This is a genomic window from Aeromonas crassostreae, assembly GCF_054052445.1.
The window spans coordinates 21,562-38,629 of sequence record NZ_JBSTYM010000021.1 but is presented as its reverse complement, the minus strand read 5'-3'; the positions used below and the strand labels follow the sequence as shown (position 1 = coordinate 38,629).

Annotated in this window: 14 protein-coding genes; 8 read left to right on the top strand and 6 right to left on the bottom strand. The window is 63.8% G+C overall.

Annotation, left to right across the window (positions count from 1 at the left end):
• Window positions 1-86 precede the first annotated feature (86 nt).
• Window positions 87-1,343: an adenylosuccinate synthetase gene (locus ACW5W4_RS15265; RefSeq protein ID WP_427260499.1), complete on the top strand. Its 1,257-nt coding sequence runs from the start codon at window positions 87-89 to the stop codon at window positions 1,341-1,343.
• 233 nt (window positions 1,344-1,576) lie between these two features.
• Here the strand turns inward: ACW5W4_RS15265 and exuR are convergent, their stop codons facing one another.
• From exuR to ACW5W4_RS15245, 4 genes are all read right to left on the bottom strand, one after another.
• A complete protein-coding gene (gene exuR, locus ACW5W4_RS15260; protein WP_408796400.1) occupies window positions 1,577-2,371 on the bottom strand; it encodes a transcriptional regulator ExuR in 795 nt (264 codons plus the stop codon).
• Between the two features lie 114 nt (window positions 2,372-2,485).
• Window positions 2,486-3,787 carry a TRAP transporter large permease gene (locus tag ACW5W4_RS15255; protein WP_456689946.1) on the bottom strand — a complete coding sequence of 434 codons (1,302 nt, stop codon included), beginning with the start codon at window positions 3,785-3,787 and terminating at the stop codon, window positions 2,486-2,488.
• Window positions 3,787-4,308: a TRAP transporter small permease gene (locus ACW5W4_RS15250; protein ID WP_456689945.1), complete on the bottom strand. Its 522-nt coding sequence runs from the start codon at window positions 4,306-4,308 to the stop codon at window positions 3,787-3,789. The genes ACW5W4_RS15255 and ACW5W4_RS15250 overlap by 1 nt, the downstream gene beginning before the upstream one ends.
• Before the next feature lie 45 nt (window positions 4,309-4,353).
• Window positions 4,354-5,343 (bottom strand): TRAP transporter substrate-binding protein, encoded by a 990-nt coding sequence (locus ACW5W4_RS15245; protein ID WP_408796403.1) that lies wholly within the window; start codon window positions 5,341-5,343, stop codon window positions 4,354-4,356.
• A 424-nt stretch (window positions 5,344-5,767) separates the two neighbouring features.
• Here ACW5W4_RS15245 and uxaC point away from each other — a divergent pair, with 424 nt between their 5' ends.
• The 7 genes from uxaC to ACW5W4_RS15210 all read left to right on the top strand — a co-directional run bounded on the left by uxaC (window position 5,768) and on the right by ACW5W4_RS15210 (window position 14,819).
• Complete coding sequence (uxaC, locus tag ACW5W4_RS15240) at window positions 5,768-7,180, top strand: glucuronate isomerase (RefSeq protein WP_456689944.1); 1,413 nt, start codon at window positions 5,768-5,770, stop codon at window positions 7,178-7,180.
• Between the two features lie 132 nt (window positions 7,181-7,312).
• Window positions 7,313-8,776, top strand: coding sequence for a tagaturonate reductase (locus ACW5W4_RS15235; protein ID WP_456689943.1), 1,464 nt, complete (start codon window positions 7,313-7,315; stop codon window positions 8,774-8,776).
• Between the two features lie 9 nt (window positions 8,777-8,785).
• Entirely contained in the window at window positions 8,786-10,273 is a 1,488-nt protein-coding gene (locus ACW5W4_RS15230; protein ID WP_427260495.1) for a UxaA family hydrolase, read from the top strand.
• Window positions 10,270-10,818: a YgjV family protein gene (locus ACW5W4_RS15225; protein WP_456689942.1), complete on the top strand. Its 549-nt coding sequence runs from the start codon at window positions 10,270-10,272 to the stop codon at window positions 10,816-10,818. The genes ACW5W4_RS15230 and ACW5W4_RS15225 overlap by 4 nt, the downstream gene beginning before the upstream one ends.
• 21 nt (window positions 10,819-10,839) lie before the next feature.
• On the top strand, window positions 10,840-11,805 hold the full coding sequence (gene kdgK / locus ACW5W4_RS15220; RefSeq protein ID WP_456689941.1) for a 2-dehydro-3-deoxygluconokinase: 966 nt from the start codon (window positions 10,840-10,842) through the stop codon (window positions 11,803-11,805).
• Window positions 11,798-12,418 (top strand): bifunctional 4-hydroxy-2-oxoglutarate aldolase/2-dehydro-3-deoxy-phosphogluconate aldolase, encoded by a 621-nt coding sequence (locus ACW5W4_RS15215; protein WP_456689940.1) that lies wholly within the window; start codon window positions 11,798-11,800, stop codon window positions 12,416-12,418. Before kdgK ends, ACW5W4_RS15215 begins: the two co-directional genes overlap by 8 nt.
• Before the next feature lie 655 nt (window positions 12,419-13,073).
• Window positions 13,074-14,819, top strand: a complete 1,746-nt coding sequence (locus ACW5W4_RS15210; protein WP_456689939.1) for an SWIM zinc finger family protein — start codon at window positions 13,074-13,076, stop codon at window positions 14,817-14,819.
• Between the two features lie 135 nt (window positions 14,820-14,954).
• Here the strand turns inward: ACW5W4_RS15210 and ACW5W4_RS15205 are convergent, their stop codons facing one another.
• Window positions 14,955-15,863 carry a DMT family transporter gene (locus tag ACW5W4_RS15205; RefSeq protein ID WP_456689938.1) on the bottom strand — a complete coding sequence of 303 codons (909 nt, stop codon included), beginning with the start codon at window positions 15,861-15,863 and terminating at the stop codon, window positions 14,955-14,957.
• A 283-nt stretch (window positions 15,864-16,146) separates the two neighbouring features.
• A complete protein-coding gene (gene araC, locus ACW5W4_RS15200; RefSeq protein ID WP_456689937.1) occupies window positions 16,147-17,058 on the bottom strand; it encodes an arabinose operon transcriptional regulator AraC in 912 nt (303 codons plus the stop codon).
• Window positions 17,059-17,068 lie beyond the last annotated feature (10 nt).

The following is a 17,068-nucleotide window of genomic DNA, read 5'->3' as shown; positions in this document are numbered from 1 at the left end:
TGTTATCAGAACAATAAAGATAATTAATTTTTCTAATCCGCATCGGCCTCCTAGGATGGATGCCTAACGTCTTAGGAGAAAGTCACATGTCGTCTATCGTAGTCGTAGGTGCTAACTGGGGTGATGAGGGCAAGGGCCGCATCGTCGATTATCTGGCAGGTCAATCCGCCGCCAGCATCCGTTTTCAGGGCGGCAACAACGCCGGCCACACCGTCGTCAACGACCTGGGCACCTTCAAGCTGCATCAGCTGCCGAGCGGCGTCTTCAACCCGGATTGCCTGGTCGTGCTCGGCCCCGGCATGGTCATCAGCCCAGAGCCACTGACCCGCGAGCTGGCCGAAGTGAAGGCCGCCGGCGTCACTCCGAAACTCGCCATCTCCGACCGTGCCACCTTCTGCCTGCCGATCCACGCCCTGGAAGATACCCTGGAAGAAGTCCGTCTGGGTGATGGCGCCTATGGCTCCACCCGTCAGGGCATTGCCCCGGCTTACGGTGATCGGGTCATGAAAAAGGCGATCCTGGTCGGCTGGCTGAAACAGCCGGACGTGCTGGTGGAGCGCATCCAGTTCTTCCTCGACTGGAAACTGCCCCAGCTCAAGGCCCTCTACCCCAGCTTCGAGTTCAGCCAGAGTGCCCAGGAGATGGCCGACTGGCTGCTGGAAGTGTCCGAGCCGTGGCGCGATGCCATCTGCAACGTCAGCGAGCCCCTCAAGGCCATCCAGGCCAAGGGCGAGACCCTGCTGTTCGAAGCCCAGCTGGGCGCCGGCCGTGACCTCATCTACGGCGAATACCCCTGGGTGACCTCCTCCCACGTCTCCGGCGCCTATGCCGGGATCGGTGGCGGCCTGCCCGCCCTGCGCCCCGAGCGCGTGATCGCCGTGGCCAAGGCATTCAGCACCTCGGTCGGTACCGGCACCCTGATCACCGCCATGGAGAACCAGGAAGAGTTCCGCAAGTTCGCCAACGAGTTCGGCGCCACCACCGGCCGTCCCCGTGACATCGGCTACTTCGATGCCGTCGCCACCAAGCAGGGTCTGGAGATCCAGGCCGCCAACGAAGTGGCCCTGACCAAGCTGGACTGCCTCTCCGGCATGCCGGATCTGAAGATCTGCGTCGCCTACGAGGGTGCCCACACCGAAAACCCGATCTGGCCACAGACCGCCGGTCTCAAGGCCGTCTACGAATCCATGGAAGCCTGGAGCGAAGACATCTCCGGCTGCCGCAAGTTCGAAGAGCTGCCCCTGGCCGCCCAGCGCTACGTGCTGCGCATCGAGGAGCTGATGGGCGTCCCCGTGCCCATGGTCTCCGTCGGCCCGGGCCGCGAGCAGATGATACTGCGCTAAGTCCATCGGCCGCGATGCGGCCAGTGCGACCCGCAGCAGACACCGGCGCCCCAGGCGCCGGTGTTTTTTTGTGCCTGGCGCCGCCCCTCTGTCGTCCAGCCCTCCTGTGCCCTTCCCCGCGCCCGAGGCAGGACGAGGCGACCCATGACACTCAGTCCCTTGCCTGCACACATGAAAAACCCCCGTCAGCAGGCTGGCGAGGGGGGGGGCGTTGACGACCACAGTACCGGGATCTACTCGTTGACCGCCTCGTTCATCACCAGATGCACCACGGGATTCTCGGAGAAAAGATAACGATCGTCATTCATCTCATCGTCAAAGGTGGTGGCCTGGAACAACATGTGCTTGGTGTTCTCCAGATGTTGCCACATGGCCAGCTTGGCGGCCTGGGGATCCTTTCGTATCAAGGCTTTGAGGATCTGGTCGTGGTCGTCGCACCAGCTGGCGATCGCCTTGTCGTCGATATGTTCATGCAGCTTGCGCCAATAGGGGTTGCGCTCGCGGTGAAGCCAGAGCTGCTCGGTCAGGATCACCAACACCGAATTCTGGGTCGCCTTGGCGACCTGGATATGAAACTGCTTGTCCCACTCCGAATCCCGGGCCCTGTCCTCCTTGCGGGCCAGGGCCTGGATCTTGAGCAGCTCCATGATGTCCTGTTTGGTCACCTGGGTCGCGGCAAACTCGGCGATGTTGCTCTCCAGCAGCTGGCGGGCCTGAAGCAACTCGAACGGACCCGCGGTCAGCAGGGCATCATCCAGGGTCGGCGCTGGCTCGGCGCTCTGGCTCTCCTGGGCGATCACATGGATGCCCGAGCCCTTCTGCACCGCCACCAGCCCTTCGACCTCCAGCATGATGATGGCCTCGCGCACCACGGTGCGGCTCACCTCCATCTCCTCGGCGATGAGTCGCTCCGCCGGCAGCCGTTCGCCAACCTTGTAACGCTGACTCGCAATCCGTTGTTTCAGCTCGGCGGCGACTTTCTGATAGAGCCGTTTCGACTCGAAGACATCCACATTAATGTCACTCACACCCTGGCCTCTTTGCAGCAAGTGCCGGGCATGTGCCCGGCAGCGAAAACTTGTTATACCAATTTAACCCAAAATGCACGAGTGAGCCAGCGGCTCACTCGTGCGTCTTGATCCTCAATGCATGCCGAACAGCCCCGGCAGGAACAGGCTCAGGGACGGTATATAGGTCACCGCCAGCAAGCTCAGCAACAGCACGAAGAAGAAGGGCAGCATGGGCCTGATGAGGGACTGCAGCTTGACCCCGGAGACGGAGCAACCCACGAACAGGGCGCTGCCGACCGGCGGCGTACAGAGGCCGATGCAGAGGTTGAACACCATCATGATGCCGAAATGCACCGGATCCATCCCAAGCTCGGTGACGATCGGCAGGAAGATGGGGGTGAAGATGAGCACGGCCGGCGTCATGTCCATGAAGACGCCGACGATCAGCAGGATGACGTTGATGATGAGCAGGATAACCAGGGGGTTATCGGAGACATTCATCAGGGCGTCGCTGATGGTATAGGGAATGTCGGCATTGGTCATGGCCCAGGACATGCCCACCGAGATGCCGATCAGCAGCAGCACGATGGCGGTGGTGATGACGGAATCGAGCATGATGGCCGGCAGCTCTTTGAGCTTGACCTCGCGGTAGATGACCACGGAGAGCACGAAGGTGTAAACCACGGCGATGGCGGAGGCCTCGGTGGCGGTGAAGATGCCGCCGAGTATGCCGCCCATCACCACGACCACCAGCAGCAGGCTGGGGATGGCCTCCCAGAAGGCGCGCATCACCACGGCGAAGGAGGGACGCTCGGCGACGGGGTAGCCGCGGCGTTTGGCGATGATGGTGCCGACCGCCATGATGCTGATCCCCATCAGGATGCCGGGTACATAGCCCGCCATGAACAGGGTCGCCACCGAGATGCCGCCTGCGGTCAGGGCATAGATGATCAGCACGTTGGAGGGAGGGATCAGCAGACCCGAGATGCAGGAGGTCACGTTGATGGCGGCAGAATAAGCCGGATCATAACCCGCCTTCTTCTGCATGGGCGCCATGGTGCCCCCCACCGCCGCGGCGGCGGCCACCGCCGAGCCGGAGATGGAGCCAAACAGCATGTTGGCCATGACGTTGACGTGGCCGAGTGAGCCCGGCATGCGCCCCACCAGCACCTGGGAGAAGTTGATGAGCCGCTGGGCGATGCCGCCGCAGTTCATCAGAGTCCCCGCCAGGATGAAGAAGGGGATCGCCAGCAGGGAGAAGCTGTCGAGGCCGGTCGCCATCTTCTGGCCGATCACCGCCAGTATGGTCTCCAGGGGCAGCATCATCAGGCCGGAGGCCAGGGTCGCCAGACCGATGGAGAACGAGATGGGCACCCCCGCAAACACCAGCACGAAGAAGGAGCCAAACATGACCAGAGCTATGGTCCAATCCATCAGATGTTCTCCTCTGAGGGGGCAAGATCGGGGGTGGGAGCCAGGCTGTCGAGCAGGGTCTCCATTATGTAGAGCACGCAGTAGTAGCAGATGATGAGGCCGCTCAGCGGCAGCACCACATAGACATAGGCCATGGGCAGTTGCATGGCGGGGGACACCTGGCCCGTGCTGTAGACCTTGGCCACCAGGGTCAGCCCGCCCCACACCATGGCGCTGCCGGCAAACAGCAGCACGCAGAGATCCACGAACAGCTGGTTGATGAGCTTTCGGCTGCCCTTGAGGTTGGAAACAAACAGGTCGATGCTGAGGTGGCGGCGCTTGCCGGTCGCATAGGCGGCGCCGAGCAGCCCCACCCAGATCATGCTGAAGCGGGCTATCTCATCCGTCATTGTGCTGGGTTGCGACAGCACATAACGGCTGAACACCTGCCACACCACACAGACCACCAGCATGGACATCACGGTGACGGTGAACCCGGCGAGCAACCTGTCTATCGGTCGCTTGAACTTTTCAAGACGCATTGCACTTCTCCCGAGAGGGCGGCGCGGGCCGCCCTCTCCTCATGATTACTGGGCTGCTTCGTTCTCGATCTTGCCAAGCCAGGCGCCACGCACCGGATCCTTGCGGAAATCCTCATACAGGGGGGCCAGTGCGGTGCGGAAGGCCTCCTTGTCGACCTGGATGAAGGTGGCGCCCGCCTCGGCGGCCTGCTTGCGCGATGCCGCCACTTCCTTGTCCCACAGCGCCTGCTGATGGGTCTCGGAGTGCTTGGCCGCCGTCTCCAGGATCTGTCTCTGTTCGTCCGAGAGCTTGTCCCACACCTTGGTGGAGATCACCAGGAAGTCGGGCACGGCGGTGTGCTGATCCTCGGCGTAGAACTTGGCCACCTCCACGTGACGGGTCTGCACATAGGAGGGTTCGTTGTTCTCGGCGCCGTCAATCACCCCTTGCTGGAGCGCGGTATAGACCTCGCCAAACGGGATGGGGGCGGGGGCGGCGCCCAGCAGCTCGATCAGCTTGATGGTGGTCGGGGTGGCGACCACCCGGATCTTCATGCCCTTCATGTCGGCCGGGGTCTGGATAGGCTTGTTGGCATAGAAGCTGCGGGTTCCGGCCACATAGGCGGCGATGGAGGCGAAGCCCTTGTCACGGGTCTCCGCCATCATGGCGTGGCCGACCGGGCCATAGATCACCTTGTTGAAGTGGGCCTGATCCTTGAACAGATAAGGCAGGCTGAAGATGGAGAAGGCCGGTGAGAAGGGCTCCATTTCGCTGGCGCTGGCCTTGGTCATGTCCAGGGCGCCATTTTGCAGCAGCTCCAGGGTCTCGCGCGGACCGCCCATCTGGCCACCCGGGTAGATACGCAGCTTCATCTTGCCGTCGGAGGCGGTACTGATCTCCTTGGCCATCTCGGCCAGGGCCTGGTGGACCACGTGGTTGGTATCCAGGTTATGGGCCAGCTTCAGGGTGACCCTGTCCATGGCGTGGGAAGAGAAGGCGGCCAGGGCCAGCGGGGCGGCCATCAGGATGGCGGCGGTGAGGGTTTTCATCTTCATTGGAGCGGGACCTCAAGTGTGTGTTGTTATCTGCTAGACCTCTTCCGTGAGGAGTCAGTCTTAATGTCCTACATCTTCGAGGTGCCAACTGTAATTGGTAGAACATCTATGAATGTTGAGAGCCATCACAAAAAACGAATACCCCCACAGACCGGCAGTCATAAACCCAACTCGGGTCACATTTTATGCCATTGCAATGGGCTGACAGGCACCTAACGGCTCCAAATCATTCCGCATGTGAGAGCCTTGGCGCCATGTCGCCGCCAGAACAGCGCCATAAGAGGCCATTTCAGTCCAATCGGGGGGATTTTGTGACCTGGCTGGGATTTTTGGCTCAAAGTGACTGGACGAGATGTCTGGCAAGGCGAATAATTGGTCCAACAACTAGCCCACTCACCGAGATATCTCGTACGGAGCAAGCCGAATGACCGCCTTCATGACAGATGACTTTCTGCTGGACACCGAATTCTCTCGCCAGCTTTATCACGGCTTCGCCGCCGGGCAACCCATCTTCGACTACCACTGCCACCTGCCTCCCGAGCTCATCGCCCAGGACCACGGCTTCGCCAACCTGTACGAGATCTGGCTCAAGGGTGACCACTACAAGTGGCGAGCCATGCGATCCAACGGGGTGGACGAGCGGTTCTGCACCGGAGATGCCGACGACTACGCCAAGTTCGAGGCCTGGGCGCGCACCGTGCCCCAGACCCTAGGCAACCCCCTCTATCACTGGACCCATCTCGAGCTAAAACGCCCCTTCGGCCTGACCGGCACCCTGCTGGGCCCGGACACGGCCCGGGAGATATGGGACTTTTGCAACGACAAGCTGGCCCGTCCCGAGTTCTCGGCCCGCGGCATCATGCGGCAGATGAAGGTCAAGATGGCGGGCACCACGGATGATCCCGTCGATGATCTGCGCCACCACGCCGCCATCGCCGCGGACAGCGGCTTCGACATCAAGGTGCTGCCGAGCTGGCGGCCGGACAAGGCCTTCAACATAGAGGCCGAGGGGTTTGCCGACTATCTGGCCCGGCTGGGGGAAGTGAGCGATGTCGAGATCCGCCGCTTTGCCGATCTCACCCATGCCCTGGCGATCCGGCTGGATCACTTCGCCGCCCACGGTTGCAAGATAGCGGACCACGCCCTGGACGAGGTGTTGTTTGGCCAGGCCAGCGAGCAGGAACTCGACGCCATGCTGGCTCGCCGTCTGGGAGGCGAGCCCCTGGCGCCCGATGAAGTAGCCGCCTTCAAGAGCGCCGTGCTTATCTATCTGGCCGGGGAGTACAAGCGGCGGGACTGGGTGCAGCAGTACCACATAGGGGCACTGCGCAACAACAACAGCCGCCGCCTGCTGACCCTGGGACCGGACACCGGCTTTGACTCCATCAATGACGCCCCCATGGCCCGGGCGCTCTCCAGGCTGCTCGATGCCCAGGACAGTCAGGATGCGCTGCCCAAGACCATCCTCTACTGCCTGAACCCCAGGGACAACGAGGTGCTGGGCACCATGATTGGCAACTTCCAGGGGGGCAACATCCCCGGCAAGATGCAGTTCGGCTCAGGCTGGTGGTTCAACGATCAGAAGGATGGCATGGAGCGTCAGCTGACCCAGCTCGCCCAGCTCGGCCTGCTCAGCCGCTTCGTCGGCATGCTGACCGACAGCCGCAGCTTCCTCTCCTACACCCGCCACGAATATTTCCGCCGCATCCTGTGCCGCATGGTGGGGCGCTGGGTCGCAGAGGGAGAGGCACCGGCCGATCTGGCCCTGCTCGGCGCCATGGTGGAGAACATCTGCTTCAACAACGCCCGGGACTACTTTGCCATCGAACTGAACTGAGGGTTCAACGGACGGCGGGGGCAACGCACCCTCGCCGCCAACGGCGCCCATTTGAGTCAAACCGCGCCGTACTCATCTCACCCAACGCATACCAGTAACAGGGGCCGCTCCCCCATGAGGAACGAAAACAAGATGCAACGCCTGAATCGTGATGCCTTCCCGGGGGCCCAGTATCCGGACCGCGTGATCCAGTTTGGCGAAGGAAACTTCCTGCGCGCCTTCATCGACTGGCAGCTGGACCTGCTCAACGAACACACCCGCCTCGATGCCGGCGTGGTGATAGTGCGTCCCATCGACAGCGACTTTCCCCCCAGCCTCAGCACCCAGGATGGCCTCTACACCACCGTCATTCGCGGCATTGATGCCTCGGGCGAGGCGGTCAGCACCCAGCGCCTGGTGCGCAGCGTCAACCGCGAGCTCAACTGCTATCGCCAGTTCGACGAGGTGCTGGCCCTGGCCCGCAACCCCGATATCCGCTTCCTCTTCTCCAACACCACGGAAGCGGGCATCAGTTACCATGAGGGCGACCAGTTCGACGACGCGCCGCCGGTGAGCTTCCCGGCCAAGCTGACCCGCCTCTTGTTCGAGCGCTTCACCCATTTTGACGGCGCCGCCGACAAGGGCTGGGTGCTGCTGCCCTGCGAGCTCATCGACTACAACGGCGAGGCCCTGCGCGAGCTGGTGCTGCGCTACGCCGCAAAGTGGCAGCTGCCCGCCGCCTTCCAGACCTGGCTGCACGAGCACAACACCTTCTGCTCCACCCTGGTCGATCGCATCGTCACCGGCTTCCCCCGGGATGAACACGCCGAGCTGCAGGCACAGTTTGGTTATCAAGATCAGTTCGTGGTCACCGCCGAGCACTTCTACCTGCTAGTTATCCAGGGGCCGGCCTGGCTCGAGCAAGCCCTCTGCCTCGACCAGATGCCCGCCGATCAGGCCCTCAACATCCGCATCGTCTCCGACATCAAGCCCTACAAGGAGCGCAAGGTCGCCATCCTCAACGGCGCCCACACCGCCCTGGTACCGGTCGCCTTCCTGGCGGGGCTGGATACAGTGGGGGAAGCCATGGCCGATGAACAGGTCGGTGAGTTCGTGCTGCGCATCATGAGCGACGAGATAGTGCCTACCCTGGACTTGCCCAAAGAGGAACTGCTCTCCTTCGCCCATGACGTACAGAGCCGTTTTCGCAACCCCTTCATCAAGCATCAGCTGCTCGCCATCGCCCTCAACGGCATGACCAAGTTCCGTACCCGTTTGCTGCCGCAGCTGCTGCGCTACCAGCAACAACAAGGGGGCTTGCCGCCGCGCCTGAGCTTCGCACTGGCCGCCCTGCTGGCGTTTTATCGTGGCGAGCGTGAGGGACACCCCTATCCCCTGCAAGACGATCAGCCCTGGCTCGATGCGTACGCCCGCCTCTGGCCGGCAGTCGAGCGCGGCGAGCTGGCCCAGGGCGAGCTGGTGCGCGAGATCCTCGCCAACAGCGATCACTGGGGTCAGTCCCTGTGCGACATCCCGGGCCTGGTCGAACGCATAGATCACTGCCTGACCGCCATTCGTGAGCAGGGGCTGCGCGCGGCGCTGGCCGCCTGCTGCTGAGGAGTCATCATGCAAGCCGTCATCCGTATCCATCCCGCTGACAATGTCTTGGTCAGCCTGCGCGACCTCGCCGCCGGCGAGGTCATCGAGCATCAAGGCGCCACATTCACCCTGGGGCTGCCCCTGGCCCGCGGCCATAAAATCGCGCTGCTCCCCCTCGCCCCGGGAGAGCAGATCATCAAGTACGGCCTGCCCATCGGCCACGCCACCGCCGCCATCGCCCCGGGGGAGCATATCCACCACCACAACCTGGCCACCAACCTCAGCGATCTGGACGAGTACAGCTATCAGCCAGAGCTGGTCGAGGTGAGCACGGCGCTGCCGGACAGGGAGATCCAGATCTACCGCCGTCACAACGGCCAGGTCGGCATTCGCAACGAGCTGTGGATCCTGCCCACCGTCGGCTGCGTCAACGCCCTGGCCAAGCAGATGAAGCAACGCCTCGAGCGAGACGCCGATCTCCAAGCCATCGATGGTGTCCATCTGTTCAGCCACCAGTACGGCTGCTCCCAGCTCGGCCAGGATCACCTCAACACCCGTACCCTGCTGCAAAACCTGGCCCATCATCCCAATGCGGGTGGGGTACTGGTGGTGGGGCTGGGGTGCGAGAACAACCAGATCGCCGCCTTCAGGGAGACGCTGGGCGACATCGATGAGTCTCGGGTGCGCTTCATGGTGTGCCAGCAGCAGGACGACGAGGTGGAACATGGAGTGGGTCTGCTCACCGAGCTGCTGGCCCGCATGAAGGAAGATCAGCGCCAGCCGGGACGCCTGGGTGAGCTCAAGTTCGGCCTGGAGTGCGGCGGATCCGATGGCCTGTCCGGCATCACGGCCAACCCGCTGCTCGGCTGCTTCTCCGACTATGTGATCCAGCACGGCGGCACCTCTGTGCTGACCGAGGTGCCCGAGATGTTCGGCGCCGAGCGCCTCCTGATGTCCCGCTGCCAGGATGAGCAGACCTTCCACAAGACGGTCAGCATGGTCAATGAGTTCAAGCAGTACTTCATCGACCACCAGCAACCCATCTACGAGAACCCCTCCCCCGGCAACAAGGCGGGCGGCATCTCGACCCTGGAGGAGAAATCCCTCGGCTGCACCCAGAAGGCGGGCCAGAGCCAGGTGGTGGACGTGCTGCCCTACGGCGCCCGCCTGCAACGTCCCGGCCTGAACCTGCTGAGCGCCCCCGGCAACGACGCCGTGGCCACCAGCGCCCTGACCGGCGCCGGCTGCCACATGGTGCTGTTCAGCACAGGCCGGGGCACCCCCTACGGCGGCCCGGCCCCCACGGTCAAGCTCGCCACCAACAGCGATCTGGCCAGGCGCAAGCCCCACTGGATCGATTTCAACGCAGGCTCCCTGATCGAGGGTACCCCCATGAGCCGCCTGCTCGAGCAGTTCGTCGACCTCATCGTCGACATCGCCAACGGCAAGCCGACCTGCAACGAGCGCAACGACTTTCGGGAGCTGGCCATTTTCAAGAGCGGAGTCACCCTGTGAGCGGCGACCTCGGCTGGCTGACCCCGCTCTGGACCCTGTTCCAGCAGCAACCCCTGGCGCAAGGCATCGGCCTTGCCGCCATGCTGGTCGGGGTGAGCGCCTTCCTGCAACGGGACGACAGGCGCTTTCGGCTGAGACTGTGCCTCTATCAGGGGGCCATCGCCCTCCACTTCCTGCTCATGGGGGCGAACACGGCGGCCCTCAGTGCCGGGCTCAGTTGTGGCCGCACCATCGCCTCGGGGCGCACCCGCAGCCCCTGGGTGATGCTGTTCTTCCTGCTGCTGGTGTGGGGGCTCGGCATCCCGGGGATCCACAGCCCGGTGCAGTGGCTGCCCATCATAGGCACCACCATAGGCACCTGGGGACTGTTCCGGGCCCAGGGCATAGGGCTGCGGCTCTCCATGCTGGCCGGCGGCCTGTGCTGGACCAGCCACAACATACTGATCGGCTCCATCGGTGGCAGCCTGATCGAGACCACGTTTCTGTTCGTCAACTGCCACACCATGTACCGCATGTGGCGCCACCCGCTGGCGAGCGCCCGTTAACTTTTTGCAGGAGTCGCGACCATGATCCGACAGATAGCCGTGATCGGCGAATGTATGGTGGAGCTGCGCCAGGCCGGGCAAGGCCTGCTCGCCCAGGGCTTTGGCGGGGATACCCTCAACACGGCCCTCTACCTCGCCCGCCTGGGCAGGCGGCAGGAGAACGAGACCGGCGAACTGGCGGTACGCTACGTCACCGCCCTGGGCCAGGATGGACTCAGCAGCGAGATGCTGACCGCCTGGCAAGCGGAGGGGATCCAGACAGACTGGGTGCAGCGCCTGCCTGACAAGGCGCCGGGGCTCTACCTCATCGACACGGCCGCCAACGGCGAACGCTCCTTCACCTACTGGCGCAGTGACGCCGCCGCCCGCTACTGGCTGGAACAAGCAGCGGCCGAGGCCATTCTCGCCGCGCTCGGCCAGTGCGAGCTTATCTACCTGAGCGGCATCAGCCTGGCCATCCTGCCCCCCCCATCACGCCAGCGGCTGCTCGATGGCCTCGCCGCCGCCCGCACCCGGGGCGCCCGGCTGGTGTTTGACAACAACTATCGCCCCCGCCTCTGGGCCGACAGGGAAGAGGCCAGGGCGGCCTACGCCGCCATCCTGGCCCAGACCGACATCGCCCTGCTCACCCAGGATGACGAAATCGCGCTCTGGGGCGACGAGTCACTGGCACAATGCATTGCGCGCACCCAGGCCCGGGGAGTGGCCGAGATCGTTATCAAGCGCGGCGCCGAGCCCTGCCTCGTCGTCACGGCGCAGCAACAGATAGAGGTGGCGGCGACGCGGCTCGACCCCGCCCTGGTGGTCGACACCACGGCCGCGGGCGATTCGTTCAGCGCCGGTTATCTGGCCGCCCGCCTGCAAGGGGGCGACCCCGTCGAGGCGGCCCGGGCCGGCCATCGCCTCGCCGCCGCCGTCATTCAATACCCGGGGGCCATCATCCCCCAGTCCCATATGCCAACGGCCAAGGAGCCCTCCCATGTCTGATCTCATCCCCCGCCTCGAAGCCCTCAAGGTGATCCCCGTCATCGCGCTGCAAGATGCCAGCCTCGCCGCCCCCCTCGCCCGGGTGCTGGTGGAGAACGGCCTGCCCGCCGCCGAAGTCACCTTCCGCACCCCGGCCGCCGCCGAGGCCATCCGCCAGATGCGGGCGGCCTATCCAGACCTGCTGATCGGCGCCGGTACCGTGCTCACCCGCGAGCAGGTGGATGCGGCCGTCGACGCCGGGGCGGATTTCATCGTCAGTCCGGGCTTCAACCCCAGCACGGTGCAGTATTGCCTGGACAAGGGCATGGCCATCATCCCGGGGGTCAACAACCCCAGCCTGGTCGAACAGGCCATGGAGATGGGGCTGCGCCAGCTCAAGTTCTTCCCGGCCGAGCAGTCCGGCGGCATCCCCATGCTCAAGGCCCTCGGCGCCGTCTACCCGGTGCGTTTCATGCCCACCGGCGGCATCACCCCGGCCAACCTGCCAGACTATCTGGCCCTGGATTCGGTGATCGCCTGCGGCGGCACCTGGATGGTGCCGGCCAAGCTGGTCAACGAAGGTCGATGGGACGAGCTGGCCCAACTGGTGCGAGAGGCGGTTGCCGCCCTCTGAGTCAACCCGAGACAAGCCCCCTCCCGGGGGCTTGTTCACAAAGTCCCAAGCATGAAAGCGACCGCAATTGGCCCCAACCAGGTCAGTGTGGCAAGCTAAGCCCCTGTTTTGTCTGCTTCTCAGGCGCCATGCAACCAATCCCGCCCAGTGATGAAACCATGATGCCAGTGCTGTGGCAGGCCTTGGCCGATGGCACCGCCCGCCCCCTGCGAGAGGTGTTCGAGCGAGTTGGCAAGCACTGCAGAGGCGCGCGATCGCTGGCTCGCCTCTATCGAGTCGCAAGGCTGGGCTTAGGTGACGGTGGCACCCTCTCGGGGCGCGAGATCGGCGGTTATCTCTGCCCGTTTGCCGGGGGCACGCTTATCGGATAGGGAGCAGACCGCCCAATGGTTGGCCAGCCATTGCTGGCCAACCACCAGCTCGCGCCCTTGCGCAGTGCCTGGCACGGTCCCTGCTCAGAGCAGCCTTCACTGCCCCAATTGAGCCTGATCACCCAGGCTCAACTTTTATCTCTCTCCCTTCTAGGCCTGATGAACAAAGCGTGATCAGAGGTTCCCGAAAGCAAGGAGCAGGAGGGGCGATCACATTGCCTGTGCCCGTGACCTGAGTTGATGCATCATAGGCAAACTTGCCCCCGTCAAAGAAGGAGGTCCCCTTGACTCACAGTTCCAACCACGCCGATGAACTGATCGATGTTGCCGCGCTCAAGGCGCAGAGCGGCGAGGCCAGCTTTGCCAAAGGGGTGCAATTGCTCAGTCAAGGGCGGGTGCAACAGCTCAGTCAGGATGGCAAGACCATCAGCGCCCGGGTGCAGGGCGGTCACCTCTATCGGGTGAGGCTGGCAATTGGGCGCGAGCTGGTGAGCCACTGCAACTGCCCGGCCGCCGATTATCAGACGATCTGCAAACACGGGGTCGCCACCGCTCTGGCCTTCAACAGGCAGCTGGCCGGTCTTGACGGCGAGGAGGGGGCGCTTTCGCAGGTGCCCGATGAGCGGGCGCGGCTGCGTGCCTATTTCGACCGGCAAGAGCAACCGGCCCTGCTAGAGGTGCTGCTCGATGAGCTCGGTCGCAACCCCAAACGCTGGCAACACTGGCTGAGGAAAGTGGATCTGAGTGAGCAGGCGCTCTCCCCCGCCAAGCTGAAAACCTTGATCAACAAGGCGTTGCCCAGACAGGATATGTGGGAATGGCGGGAGGTGAGCGACTATTTCGCCGAGGCCACCGAACAGTTTGAAGCGATCTGGGAGGGGGTCGATGCCCTGCCGCTTGAGCAGCAGTGGCAGCTGACCCATCATGCCCTCAAGCGCCTCAACACTGTGCTGCTGCAGATAGATGACTCCAATGGTGATCGCTTCGAACTGGAGGCTGATATCTGCGAGCGCCTCCCCGCGCTCTTTGCCCTGCTGCCCTGGTCCGAGCACGACAAGGTCAACTGGCTCTTTACTCATCTTGTCGAGCAACCCATGGATGTGTTCCCGGAAGAGGAGGCCTTTGGTGACCTCCCTCAAAGTCCGGCCTTTCTGGCGCTGTGCGAGCAGGGGCTTGAGCGAGCGCTGACCCAGGGGGAGCAGGACCAGGACCAGGAGCAGGAAGGTAACTGGGAGCTGCTGCGCTACGCCCACCCTCTGCTGGAGGCGGCCAGAGCCTGCGGTGACTGGCGCCACGAACTTAAGCTGCTGGCCAGCATGGCGGGCTGTACCTGGGACTGGCTCAAGCTCTGCATGCTCTGTTGCGAGCATCAGGAGCCGCTGGAGGGAGAGTATTGGCTCACCAAGGCGCGCAAGGGGGCGGTATCGCCCCATGAGCAGGATGCCTGCGATGAGGCCGAGATTGCGCTATGTGTGGCTCTCGGCGAGAAGGGGCGAGCATGGCGCCTGGCCAGGGCCCGTTTCGAACGATTCCCCAATATTGAAGGATTCATGCATCTGCGCCAGTTGCAGCAGCAGCTGGCCTGGCAGGATGAGACCCTGTTGCCCTGGGTCGAACAGCGCCTCAAGGCGTTGGCCGCCGTCAGGCAGCCCTTCAATTTATCCTCCCATCAGGATGCACTGGTGCGCTTCTATCTGGCACTGGACAGGGTGCAGGATGCCTGCGACTGGGTGGCGCTCCACAGGATAAGCCCGGAACTGCTGCTCACCCTGGCCGACAGGATAGCGCCGGCAGAGCCTGTGCTGGCCATGAGTTATCGCTTTCGGGTTGCCGCCTGCTATGTGGCGACGGGTCAGCACCATGGCTATGAGCAAGCGGTGGCGGTGCTGCGCAAGCTGGAGCAGTCGCTGGGGGATGACAAGGCGCGGCAGGAGCACTTTGATCAGCAGCTCAAGGCACTGGCGACCGAACACAAACGCAAGCGCAACTTTATCCAGCTGGTGAACCAGCATTTTTCCTGCCGCCTCTGAGCTGCGCTGATCCCCATGCTTCTCTGGCCGTTATCTACAAGCGCCAAGGGATGGGTATCCAGCCATAAAAACGGGCCTGCGAGTGCAGGCCCGTTCTTTTGCCGATAACCACCCGTTCTGGCTGGGGGCGGCCTCTTATCCGTTGGACGCTTTGAATTTGCGGCTTCGCAGCAGCAGGGGGAGCTGGTAGAGCACCAGGGCGCCCAGCACCAGGCCGGCGCCGGCCAGCTTGGCGGGGCCCAGGGGCTCGCCGTAGAAGAGGGTGCTCAGGATCAGGGTCCAGACCGGTTCGAGCAGCATCAGCAGGGCGGCGTGGGCCGTGGTCATCTTGCTCAAGGCGTGGGTGAGCAGCCAGTAGCGCAGGGTGGTGGCGATGAGCACGCTGGCGGCAAACCAGCCCCAGATACCGTGGCTGATCCCGCTGGCGGGCCACTGCTCGGTCGACAGGGAGAGCAGGGTGCCGAGCAGCCCGGTCACCGCCAGCTGGATGCAGGTGAGCCAGGTGGGAGGGATGGACTGGGCGAAGTGGCGGTGCACCGCGAGCTGAACCCCCAGGGTGGCGGCGGCCGACAGAAACCAGAACAGGGAGAGGGACACGGCTGTTTGGCCGGGGTGAGTCTCACCCCAGTGGGTGCTGCTGGAGAGCAGCAGCAGGCCAGCGATGGCAACGGGCAGGGTGAGCCAGTAGTGGCGACCGGGTCTGGCCTTGAACGCCGCCCAGGCGGCGAGCGGCGCCATCAGGGTGGCCACGCTCATGATGAAGGCGCCACTGCCCAGGGCATCGCTCTGGCTGATGGCGGTGACCCAGCACAGCAGGCTGGCGCCGAGCAGGGTGCCACAGCCGGCGGCCCGCAGCAGCTGCGAACGGCTGGGGGGCGGTTCGCGCAGCCAGGCGAGCGGCAACAAGAGCAGGGCGGCCAGCAGGAAGCGGCTGCCGATAAAGGCGGCGGGAGGGAGTTCACCAATAGCCTCTTTCGAGAAGAGCCAGCCGGCGGCGGCCAGCAGGGTGACCAGTATCATCAGCAACAGGGGGGCGCGGTTCATCGGGACATCACGGGGTCAGGGCAAAGGCCAGAGCATAAGGGAAAGGCGCCCCCATTGTCTGCGCCGATTTCGCCCCCCGCCCCCTGCCCGGCCGAACCGGGCGCGGCACAGTGTCGGGGTCGGCGAGATCCGGGCTCTGCGCCGGGCCGATATTTGGCTGCGACTGGCGCCATCAGATCGCCATGTTGACGGGCACGTCCCGTCGTCGGAACCCTCCTGGTGGCAGGAAACATTGCCGGCACTCACCCCTGTTGGGGCTTCCCCCGCTCGCGGGTCCCGGCTATCAGAGCGGCGTGGCGCATTTGCGATACTCGGTGGGGCTGACCCCGACCCGCTTTCGGAACACCCGCGAGAAGTAGAGCTGATCGTCATAGCCCACCTGCTGGCCTATGGTGGCGACCGACAGCGGCGTGGTCTGCAGCAGCAGCTTGGCCCGCATGATGCGCTGATCCTCGCGCCAGCGCACTATGCTCACCCCCACCTGCTCGCGAAACAGGTGGGCGAGGCGCGAGGGGGACAAGAACACCTGCTCAGCCAGCGCCTCCACCGAGATCTCGGCCGACAGCGACTCGCTCAGGATCTGGCACGCCTGGTGGACCCTGTGGTCGATGGCGGGATAGTCGTCCTGGGAGGAGGCCTCGTAACAGCGGATGAGCAGCCGCTCCAAGAGGTTCATGGCCAGCTGCTCCGACATGGGGCGCAGCTGCTGGTGGGTCTCCTCGATGTCGAGGAAGAGGGCATCAAATTCGGCGAGCAACTGGCCGTCCGCCAGTTGTAGTCGTCCCACCTGCTCCGTCACCTGGGGCCACTTGAGCCAATCGGCCCAATAGGCCCGCGGCCGGAAATAGACCCAGCGGTGATACCACTCACGCGCATACGGCGCCCGGCCGTAATAGTGCACGGCCGCCGGTGGAAACAGCAGCAGGTCGCCGGGCTCCACGGTGAAGGCCTTGTCCCCCTGAAAGATCTGCCCCTTGCCCCTGATGGTCAGATTGACGATGAAGCCCTTCATGCCCTGGGGCCGGTCTATGGTGAAATCCAGCGCGCTCCCCTGCTCTATGGGGGTCATGCCCGAGACCAGAAAGACATCGAAGGCGTAACCCGGCAACAGGGGATTGAGTTGTTTCGGCTTCTCTTTTTGCATCGAGGACATGGCGGAAAACAGCGCTTGGGTAAAAAAGTCGGCTTGGGCCATTGTAGAGATC